Annotated in this window: 5 protein-coding genes; 4 read left to right on the forward strand and 1 reads right to left on the reverse strand. The window is 61.4% G+C overall.

Features of this window, described 5'->3' with window-relative positions; translation table 11 throughout:
• Nucleotides 1-35 precede the first annotated feature (35 nt).
• The 4 genes from KHN96_RS05535 to KHN96_RS05550 are packed head-to-tail and all read left to right on the forward strand — an operon-like array spanning nucleotide 36 to nucleotide 6,415.
• The gene (locus KHN96_RS05535; RefSeq protein WP_062739541.1) at nucleotides 36-2,909 is read left to right on the forward strand and encodes a type VI secretion system Vgr family protein; all 2,874 of its coding nucleotides are present in this window, start codon (nucleotides 36-38) and stop codon (nucleotides 2,907-2,909) included.
• Between the two features lie 5 nt (nucleotides 2,910-2,914).
• On the forward strand, nucleotides 2,915-3,787 hold the full coding sequence (locus tag KHN96_RS05540; RefSeq protein ID WP_181817435.1) for a DUF4123 domain-containing protein: 873 nt from the start codon (nucleotides 2,915-2,917) through the stop codon (nucleotides 3,785-3,787).
• Nucleotides 3,784-4,440 (forward strand): DUF3304 domain-containing protein, encoded by a 657-nt coding sequence (locus KHN96_RS05545; RefSeq protein WP_082063022.1) that lies wholly within the window; start codon nucleotides 3,784-3,786, stop codon nucleotides 4,438-4,440. Before KHN96_RS05540 ends, KHN96_RS05545 begins: the two co-directional genes overlap by 4 nt.
• The gene (locus tag KHN96_RS05550) at nucleotides 4,433-6,415 is read left to right on the forward strand and encodes a T6SS phospholipase effector Tle1-like catalytic domain-containing protein (protein WP_115044522.1); all 1,983 of its coding nucleotides are present in this window, start codon (nucleotides 4,433-4,435) and stop codon (nucleotides 6,413-6,415) included. The genes KHN96_RS05545 and KHN96_RS05550 overlap by 8 nt, the downstream gene beginning before the upstream one ends.
• Nucleotides 6,416-6,486: 71 nt before the next feature.
• On the opposite strand, the gene KHN96_RS05555 is transcribed toward KHN96_RS05550, so the two are convergent.
• A partial coding sequence (locus KHN96_RS05555) for a transposase (protein WP_211888712.1) occupies nucleotides 6,487-6,946 on the reverse strand: 460 nt, incomplete at its 5' end.

Below are 6,946 nucleotides of genomic sequence, written 5' to 3' on the forward strand. Positions count from 1 at the left end.
CGTGACGGGGCCGCCGTTGCAGCATCGGACAGCGAATGGACGCCACGACCCTTTTTCAGAACCTCTTCGCACCCACGCGCCGCCTCTACACGCTGGAAGGCGACGGGCCGCTCGCGGACCTCGCGGTGGAGGCCTGGCTCGGTCGTGAAGCACTCTCCGAGCTGTTCGAATGGCGCGTGGTGGCCGTCAGCGCCAATGCACGCATCGCGCTCAAGTCGTTGCTCGGCCAGCGCGTCACGCTGGTCACCACGCTGGCCGATGGCACACAGGCCAGGCGCACGGGGCTGGTCCGCCTGGCAGAGAAGCTCGGCGCAGACGGCAGCCTTACGCGCTATCGCCTGACCGTCGTGCCGTGGTTCTGGCTGACCACGCAACAGCGGCACAGCCAGGTCTTCCAGAACCGGCCGCTGGCCGACATCGTCGAGCAGATGCTTGCGCCGTATGCGCCGTATGCCTCATGGCGCTACGCCGCCGGCGCCGAAGCGCGCATGAACGACTTCGGCACGCGCGCCCATATCGCGCAGTTTCGGGAGACCGACTACCACTTCATCACGCGCCTGCTGGCCGAAGCGGGCCTCGGCTTCACTACCGTTGAAGACGACCAGGCGCACGGCGGCCACACGCTGCTGATCTTTGCCGACAGCACGCAACTGCCCGAGGACGCGGAATCGGCCGCGGCCGGCGGCATCCGCTATCACCGCGCGCACAGCGTGGAAGAGCGCGATGCCATCCAGCAACTCGCCTGCCACAGCCGTACGACGGCCGGCGGCGTGGCCGTGGCCGCGTGGGACCCGGAAGGCAAGCAGAGCCTGCGCGCCCATGCCCCCGCTCGGTTCACCACGACGGCCGGCAGCCCCGATGCGTATCTGTCGATCAGCCCATCGCTGGCGCCGGATGCCGCCAACGCCCAGCGCGTTGCCGAGCAGGTCATGGAAAGTCTCGAGGCGCGCGCCTTGCTGTTTTCGGGGCGGGCAACGGTGCGCACACTGCGCAGCGGCACCCGCTTGCAGGTCGTCGACTGCCCGCACCTGCCGCAGGACGTTGACGGCGCGTATCCGCTGCTGATGGACCTGGTTGAGCACTGCGGCATCAACAACCTGACGGCCGACACGCACGTCGCGTTGGGGCAACGCCTGGGCGGCCTCGATGCCGCGCTGACTTTCGATACGCCGCCCAGCGCGCCGGAATCCGGGCCGGGCGTGTTTGGCTTTCAGGAAGCGCAAGGCCGCGTTGAACGCGCCACGCCCACCACCGACCTGCTCAGCGCGGCGCGAGCGCATGGCTATGCCGGTCTGTTCCGCGCCGGCGACGCCCGCCGCCCGTGGCGTCCCGCCGTGACCGAGCCCGATTGCGGCCGCCTGTATGCGCCGCCCACCGCGCAGGGCGTGCACAGCGCCATCGTGGTCGGGCCCGATGGACAGACCCAGGCCGGTGGCGATGGCGAACACCACGCGAGCCCCGCCGGTGAGATCCGCGTGCGCTTTCCGTGGCAACAGGGCGAGCGCCCGGACGACCGAAGCAGCCGCTGGGTGCGCGTCGCGCAACGGCAGGCCGGTGCCGGCATGGGCTGGCAATGGCTGCCGCGCATCGGGCAGGAAGTGCTCGTCAAGTTCAGCGAAGACGACATCGACCAGCCGGTCGTGATCGGCGCGCTGTACAACGGTCAGGGCGAAGGCGGCATCGCGCCCACGCCGGGCGGGCAGGGCGCATCGGCCGAGAGCGACGGCGCGGCACTGTACAAGCAAGGCAGCGACAGCGCGCCCAGCGCACAGGGCAATCTGGCGGGCGGCCACAGCCCCGCGTGGCACGGCATGGGTGCGGATGCCGAAGGCCACCGCAACGCCGCCGCGCACACTGGCTTCAAGAGCGCCGAGCACGGCGGCAGCGGCTACAACCAGCTCGTCTTCGACGACAGCGACGGCCAGTTGCGCACGCAACTCGCCACCACGCAGCAGCACAGCCAGCTCAACCTCGGCCACCTCGTCCATCAGCAGGACAACCGGCGCGGCAGCTTCCGCGGCCAGGGCTTCGAGCTGCGCACCGATGGCCACGCCGCCGTGCGAGGGCAAGCGGGCCTGCTGATCACCACCTACCGCGACGCCAGCAGCGGCAAGGCCGTGCCCACGGGGGACAACGCCGCCGGCATCGCGCTCATCAAGCAAGCCAAGGAACTGACGTCATCGCTGGGGCAGGGCGCGGTCACGCACCAGACCGCGGCACTGGCCACCGCCAAGGACGACGAGGCACCGCTCGCCAAGCAGGCCAAGGCTGCTGCCGGCATGGTCGATGGCAAGGCGCTCGACGCTGCCAGGCAAGACGCCAGCGCGGGCAACACGTCAACGCAGGGCAAGGTGCCGCATCAGGCGGAAGCGATGGTCCATCTTGCAGGCCGCGCGGGCCTCGTCATGGTGGCGGGGCAAGACCTGCAGTTGGCCAACGGAGAAAGCATCGCGCTGGGCAGCGGGCAGGACACCAACCTCGCGATTGGCAAGCAGACGCGCATGCACGCCGGCCAGGCGATCGGCGTGGCTGCCGGTTTGTCCAAGGCGGGTGACAGCAACATCGGCCTGCAGCTCACGGCGGGGCAAGACAACATCGACGTGCAAGCCCAGCACGACGTGCTCAAGCTGATGGCCAAGCAGGACCTGAAGCTGGTGTCGGCGAATATGAATGTGGATTTTGCGGCGGCCAAGCGGGTCCGCATTGCTACGGCGGGCGGGGCGTCGATTACGCTGGAAGGTGGGAATATCACTGTGGAGTGTCCTGGGCCGATTACGTATAAGGCGGCGCAGCGGACGTTTCAGGGGCCTGTCAGTGCGAGTTACCCATTGCCTCTTATGCCAAAGAGTATTTGCGTTGAGTGTTTGCTGGCCGCTCAAGCGTCTGGCGCCCCCTTTGCCGTGAGGTAGTTGGCGTGCAGCAGCTTCCGTCTCCGCTTTGGTCTTCTTTTGACGCCCTACCGCCTCCAGCTGTCGGTGTGCATCGATATCTTTTGATTAACCAGGCCGCTTTGAAAGGACAGAGGGCACTTTTCAGCAGTTTGTCAAAGTTCGAGTGCCGACCCTTGTTCGGGCAGAGTGCCGCAGCTTGCCGAGATGGCGCGACACCATTTGTTCTGCGCGTTGACCCCACAACTCCCATTCGGACCATCATTCGAGAACTCGCGGACGCAGCGTGCTATGCCTGCGCCCTGACGCGGATCGATACACCGTCGGATATACAAACACTGACTGATGCATTGACGCGACGCTGCGAGGTATTGCTGCCCGATGGTGTGGCAATGTTGTTGCGCTACTTCGATACCCGCGTCTTTATGTCGCTGCTCGATGTACTTAGCCCCGAGCAGATTGATGCGTTTCTATCCTGCGCCAGCGATTGGTGGTACTCGGACCGAGAAGGGGCAATGGTGCCGGTAAGGGGTACGGTTCGAACGGCCAGTGATGTTTTTTCTCCGCCTCTTACGCTTTCCGTAGCTCAGGAGCACGCGATGATCGAAGCATCCGAGCCGGATGCGGTCATCGACCTAATTGCTTCCAGCGGCCGGCATCAACTTTTTGACATTCCATACCCGCAGCGCTATCCGATCGTGGTTGACCTCGTATATCGTGCACGCCAGTGGGGTCTGGAGGAGATACCTGACTTCGCGGCGTTCGTCACAATCGCGCTATCCAAGAGCAACGACTTCGATGTGTTACCCCCTTGGAATGAACTTCTGCCTCAGGTGCAGGCAGGCGAGCTGACTTTCAGTGCGGTGCTGGACCGAGTCCGGAATTTGGAAGAAACATGATGAGTAAAGTTGCGTTGAGTAAGGTCTGGTCTGCTGGCTGTGCGATCGCGATATTGGCCGGTTGTCTGCTGGTGGCGTGCGAGAAGAGCAGTGATGCGGCTTCCATTGCTGATGCCATGCCAAATGCAACGGAAGCGCAGCGCGAGATGATTCGTCGGATGGAGAAAACGGCTCCGCCAACACTCAACGGCGTTCAACTCTACACAGGGCCCGAACGGACCCCTACGACGAAGAAAGGACTGACGATCGTCGGCTACAACTACACGGACTCTGCAATCACCAACTTCTCCGTCGACGGGGCAGGGGCCGGCAACATCGAGGTGTCTTCACGTAGCTATAGCTATGGCGGCGGCGCATGTTGTGCACCGATTCCCCAAGAAAAGCCGTTGCCGATTCCGGTGGACATCAAGTGGCAGCGCGATGGAATTGGGGAGCGACCATGGTGCAAACAGACCGTTTTGCTAACCGGTCCTATGCCAAAGGAAGCGAACTATTTCGAGGTGCACTTTTATCAGGATGGCACCATTCAGGTGGCAATTACTGACTATCCATCGCGACCCCGCGTGTTGATGGATCGATATAGTCCTGCATTGCGAAAGGCTAACGGAAATGTGAACAACGATACTCAACACGCGAGGTGTGGTGATGAGTAACGCGAAGATGTCACGGGTATGTACGCCGCTGGAGCAGCCTATTGAGAATCGAGCGAGCGGTGCCGATGCCGCGACCCTGAACTCAGCGGCAACGATTCAGGTAGTGCCACCAGCCGCACCTTCCACGCTGGATGCCGCCTCGGGCTTGGCACATCGATCTGCGGAGCCAAAGCTGCCTTGTCAACAGAGCATCACCATCTCGTTCTTCTTTGATGGCACGGGCAACAATCTTGATGCGGATACTCCGACTGGAGAGCACAGCAATGTTGCCCGATTGTTCCGGGCGCATGTCATGGACGACGAGGAGAAGCAGGTTCATCGCCGCTACATCCCTGGGCTGGGGACTTACTTCAACGCCATTGGCGACCCAGGGGGCACGAAGACCGGCCGCGGCATGGGGGCGCTCGGACAAAAACGACTGGACTGGGCGTTTTCTGAACTCGGGATCATCTTGGGTAAGGCGGAAAGTCGGGCTAACAATCCGAGCAACAAAATCCTCAAGGTAGGAATCTCGGTCTTTGGCTTTTCACGTGGAGCCGCATCTGCACGCGCTTTTTGCCGTGACCTACAGGCTCGTTGCAGTAGTGAAGGCAAAATTTTCAAGCTGAAGCCTGGAAGGCTCTTTAGCTCGAATGGCGTCGTTAAGGGCGGCTACCAAATCGAGGTTTTTTTTCTCGGTATTTTCGACACCGTTGCGTCGGTGGGGCTTCCCATGAGTGCGAACAACACGCTAACGAAACGTCGCAATGGCGTGGGTTGGCGCGATCTTATTGGGCCGCCCGGTGCATCGTATGCAGAGGCGGAGCGAAATCTGCGCGCGCTTGCATTTGGTGATCCGGGGGCAGATCCATCCCCGGGTCCGGCTGACGGCCACGGTGCATGGGCGGATGGTCTTCAGATTCCAAAAATTGTTTCCAAGTGCGCGCATCTGGTGTCCGGCCACGAAATGCGTAATTCGTTTCCCCTCGATAGCGCCCTCGATGGACTGTCCTATCCACAAGGAACGATTGAAGCTGTGCTCCCTGGGGTTCACTCCGACGTAGGTGGCGGTTACCGACAGGGAGAGCAGGGAAAGGCGTCTGTCTTGGCGATCGTACCTTTGCGAGACATGCTAGACCGCGCTATTGCTGCGGGGGTGCCGATGTACAGCTTGAGTCAGCTGCCGACTTCAAGTCAGCGAGAGGATTTCGCCTTGGTGGGCCCGGCGGCAAAGCGATATGAGGAAATGCTCCCCCTATGGCGAACTTACATGGGGACAATTCCAAGCGGATTACCACTGGGAAAAGCGGTTCTCGCGCATATGCGCCAATATTGGCGTTACCGTGTATCGGCGGCAGTGTTGCGAACACGAGGGAAAAAGACAACCGAGCAGAACTCGATTCAGAGCAACGAAGATGGCATGTTCAAGAAGGATAGAGCACGGCTTAAATCAGTGGCGGAAAAACAAGAGCGGAGCTATCGGCTAGCAGCAGCGGAAGTTGACGCGGCGGAGCAGGCCGCAGAGGCGGCAAAGCAGAGCCCCGGCTTTAGCAATCAAGAGCCGTTTTGGCGCGCTAAAGCACAAGAGGCAAGCAGCCGAAGGGATGAGGCCTATGACGCATGGAGGCGTACACAGGCGCGGCTCGACACCGCTGCGGATGACAGTGATTTGCTGGAAAACATGCAAACATATGACAAGTGGCTGCTTGAGGATGCGGAGCTTATCTACAAATGGCACAAGGAAGATCCAAATAAGCGAATGCGCCCGCACTATGCTGCGATTGTCTCGGCTTACGAGGAAGTTGTAGTCAACGGTAAGGTATTGGCTGAAACCTCGGATCTGTACAAGTTTTTTTCGACCTATGTACATGACTCATTAGCGGGGTTCGCAACGGATAACACGCGAACCACTGACCCCCGTGTTCTGTACATCGGTGGAGATCAAAAAGAAAAGTACGCTGCCGTACAAACGGAAAAGCAGCTTGAAGTTGCTTAAACCGAAGTATTTCCCTCGTCACGCCTTTAAAGGGAGTGTCAGGATTTCCGTGTTCAAGGCGGAGTTGAGAATCACACGGACGGTCGAGCGAATCGATCGGCGTAGAGGATAGCGAACTGGTTCATCGCCTGCTTCCAATCATGAGCGGCACGGCTCCAACCCGCCGTGATGTTGCGCAGTGCCAGCCAGATGAGTTTGGTTGCTGCCTCGTCGCTCGGGAAGTGGCCTCGGGTCTTGATGATCTTACGTAGCTGCGCGTTGATGCTCTCAATGGCATTCGTCGTGTAGATCACCTTGCGTACTGCTGGCGGGAACGCAAAGAACGGAATCACGCGATCCCAGGCGTTGCGCCAGGCGGCACTGACTGTCGGGTATCGCTGCCCCCACGGGCTGTCGGCAAACGCCTCAAGCTCCGCCTGCGCGGCCTCCGCGCTCGGCGCTGTGTAGATCGGCCGGATCGCGGCAGCCAGCTCACGACGGTCCTTCCAGCTCGCGTAATCGAGGCTGTTGCGGATCAGGTGAACGATGCAG

It is taken from the genome of Ralstonia mannitolilytica, from assembly GCF_905397375.1.
GTDB lineage: Bacteria > Pseudomonadota > Gammaproteobacteria > Burkholderiales > Burkholderiaceae > Ralstonia > Ralstonia mannitolilytica.

Excerpts from the sequence above, each read along its gene's own strand:
- KHN96_RS05545 (WP_082063022.1), top strand. The coding sequence starts at position 3,784 with ATGATGAGTAAAGTTGCGTTGAGTAAGGTCTGGTCTGCTGGCTGTGCG.
- KHN96_RS05535 (WP_062739541.1), top strand. The coding sequence starts at position 36 with ATGGACGCCACGACCCTTTTTCAGAACCTCTTCGCACCCACGCGCCGC.
- KHN96_RS05550 (WP_115044522.1), top strand. The coding sequence starts at position 4,433 with ATGAGTAACGCGAAGATGTCACGGGTATGTACGCCGCTGGAGCAGCCT.